Annotated in this window: 5 protein-coding genes; 3 read left to right on the top strand and 2 right to left on the bottom strand. The window is 65.3% G+C overall.

Features of this window, described 5'->3' with window-relative positions:
- The coding region (locus RMO25_RS07165; protein WP_309661915.1) for a hypothetical protein at positions 1–207 on the bottom strand (207 nt) is incomplete at its 3' end.
- A 106-nt stretch (positions 208–313) separates the two neighbouring features.
- Here RMO25_RS07165 and RMO25_RS07160 point away from each other — a divergent pair.
- The 3 genes from RMO25_RS07160 (at position 314) to RMO25_RS07150 (ending at position 2,354) form a co-directional block, all read left to right on the top strand.
- Positions 314–1,045, top strand: coding sequence for an NYN domain-containing protein (locus tag RMO25_RS07160; RefSeq protein ID WP_309661914.1), 732 nt, complete (start codon positions 314–316; stop codon positions 1,043–1,045).
- 76 nt (positions 1,046–1,121) lie between these two features.
- On the top strand, positions 1,122–1,556 hold the full coding sequence (locus RMO25_RS07155) for a DoxX family protein (protein ID WP_309661913.1): 435 nt from the start codon (positions 1,122–1,124) through the stop codon (positions 1,554–1,556).
- A gap of 243 nt (positions 1,557–1,799) precedes the next feature.
- Positions 1,800–2,354 (top strand): PAS domain-containing protein, encoded by a 555-nt coding sequence (locus RMO25_RS07150; RefSeq protein WP_309661912.1) that lies wholly within the window; start codon positions 1,800–1,802, stop codon positions 2,352–2,354.
- A 2-nt stretch (positions 2,355–2,356) separates the two neighbouring features.
- Here RMO25_RS07150 and RMO25_RS07145 read toward each other — a convergent pair.
- Positions 2,357–2,490: DUF1905 domain-containing protein (locus RMO25_RS07145; protein WP_309661916.1), on the bottom strand; the 134-nt coding region annotated here is incomplete at its 5' end.

The raw sequence follows: 2,490 nt of genomic DNA, 5'->3' as shown, positions 1-2,490 counted from the left end.
GATCGCGCCGGTTACCGGGTTGACACCGGGAATGATCGCGCCAGCAACGGCACCGGCAACGCCACCAATCGCGGCACCGCCGGCGACGCGGCCGCCTTGGGTGTTGCGATTGCCATAATAAGGATCGTTATAACCGTATGGGGTCGTCGCGCATGCCGACAAGGTCAAGGTCGCGGCCAGTGCGGACGTCAAAGCAAGTTTCTTCATGTCTTGTTCTCCAAATTCATTTCCCTGCGATGCTATCAAGCGAGCAAACCGGCATTTCGTTCCGCCCCCGAAGTGGCTAGAAGCGCTGAAACGGAGTTTTTGACCGATGAGTGACCGTAACGACTTCGACCGTGACCTCAACATCGCCTTGCTCATCGACGCCGACAACGCCTCCCCGGTCCACCTCGACGAAGTGTTGCTCGTGCTTGGCGAACTCGGCACGAACAACATCCGCCGGGCCTATGGCAATTGGGCCAAGACCAGCCTCAAGGGGTGGGGCGAACTGACCGGGCTCCACTCGATCATCCCGATGCAGCAGTTCGACGTCGTCAAGGGCAAGAGCGCGACCGACATGCGGATGACGATCGACGCCATGGACCTGCTTTACCGCGGGCATGTCGACGGCTTCGGGATCATGTCGAGCGACAGCGACTTCCTCCCCCTCGCCCAGCGGATCCGCGAGGACGGGCTGCCGTGCTACGGCTTCGGCACCGCCAAGACCCCGCAAAGCTTCCAGCAAAGCTGCACCCGCTTCTTCGACGTCGCCGCGCTGGCCAGCAACAAGGATGCGGCGCTCGACCCGCCCCCCACCGCCGAGGGCCAGCGCGAGGTCGACGCCGAGCTGCTGCAGGTGCTCGGCGCGGCGTTCAAGGCGTCGAAGCGCGACGAGGAGGGCTGGGCCAGCCTGAGCGAAATGGGCCAGCGGGCCAAGGCGGTGTCGAGCTTCGCGGTCCGCAACTACTGCTTCACGCGCCTCAGCGATCTGATCAAGGCGGTGCCCAATTTCCAGGTCAAGACCGGCAGCGACGGCCGGCTGGCGGTCAAGCGGCTGCGCTAGCCCGCGCCGCTTCCCCTTTGACAATCGCGCCGTTCACAGACAGCTTCGCTGCAACCAATGTCGAGGAGCGATGACCATGACCAGCTTCGGTGACCAACGCGCGGGCCAGGCGCTCAGCCTGTTGAGGATCGTGGCCGCATTGCTGATCCTGCTTCATGGCTCGTCCAAGCTACTCGGCTTCCCCCCTTCGCCCATGCCAACACCCGCGATCGGCTCCTTGTTCTGGATCGCCGGCATGCTTGAACTCGTCGGCGGCCTGTTGCTGCTGGCCGGACTGTTCAGCCGGCCGATGGCCTTCCTCCTGTCGGGCGAGATGGCGGTCGCCTACTGGATGTTCCACGCGCCCAAATCGACCTTCCCGTCGATCAACCAGGGCGAGGCGGTGATCCTGCTGTGCTTCGTCTTCCTGCTGATCGCGGTGGCCGGTCCGGGGCCGTGGAGCATCGACTCGACGATGGGGCGGCGGCGGCGGGCCGTGCCGGCCGGCGAGACCCCTGCGGACTCCGCTTAAGGTCGCAAAAGTCATGGAGACGAAGACCATTTCGCGGGACTTTAAGGGCGGGACGGACAGGCAAAGGGGAAAGATTCGACGGTTCAATGCGCCGGCGCCAGCCAAACATGCGAAATCCTACATTGCCAGCATGTCGTCCGCTGTGGCCGAAACACAACGCCGAGAAATAGTTCCTGTCGGCAGGGAACCCCTGACGGGTCAGGCGGTTCGGATCACGACCAGAACTGTGAGCGCGCCCTAGCCATGTCTCCCCGAACTGCCCAGACCCTGCTCAACACGGCCGTCGATGCCATCGCCAGCGGTAACGGCTGGCGCGTGGCGCTCGATGCGCTGCCGGTGCCGGTCTACACCACCGACGCCGAGGGGCTGGTGACCTATTGGAACCGCGCCTGCGTCGCCTTCGCCGGGCGCGAGCCGACCCTCGGCGAGGACCGCTGGTGCGTCACGTGGCGGATCCACACCCCCGCCGACGAACATCTGCCCCACGATAAGTGCCCGATGGCGGTGGCGATCAAGGAACGGCGCCCGGTGCGCGGCGAAGTGGCTATCGCGATGCGCCCCGATGGTACCCGCAAGGCGTTCACCCCCTACCCCACCCCGCTGTTCGACGCCGCCGGAATACTGACCGGCGCGGTCAATCTGCTGATCGACGTCAGCGCCGAACAGGCCGCCGCGCTCGACGAGCAGGTGGCGCGCTGCCACCGCCTGTCGGCCGGGCTGACCGACCGCCGCACCGCGCACATGCTCGACACACTGGCCGATGGCTTCGAGCGCAACGCCGTGGCGGTGCGGGCTTAGCTTCATGCCTGTTCAATCGTGAGCGTGACTTCGTCGCCGGCGACGATCCCGGCTTGGGCGCGGACCTCGGCCTTGACCGGCAGGATGAAGTCGCCGGTTTTCTGCGGAAAGATCGAGGTGCGCCATTCGACGTCGC

This window comes from Sphingomonas sp. (genome assembly GCF_031361285.1).
Classification (GTDB): Bacteria; Pseudomonadota; Alphaproteobacteria; order Sphingomonadales; family Sphingomonadaceae; genus Sphingomicrobium.
This window is presented reverse-complemented; position numbering and strand designations above follow the sequence as displayed.

Coding starts and splice junctions, on each gene's coding strand:
- RMO25_RS07160 (WP_309661914.1), top strand. CDS start 314: ATGAGTGACCGTAACGACTTCGACCGTGACCTCAACATCGCCTTGCTC.
- RMO25_RS07155 (WP_309661913.1), top strand. CDS start 1,122: ATGACCAGCTTCGGTGACCAACGCGCGGGCCAGGCGCTCAGCCTGTTG.
- RMO25_RS07150 (WP_309661912.1), top strand. CDS start 1,800: ATGTCTCCCCGAACTGCCCAGACCCTGCTCAACACGGCCGTCGATGCC.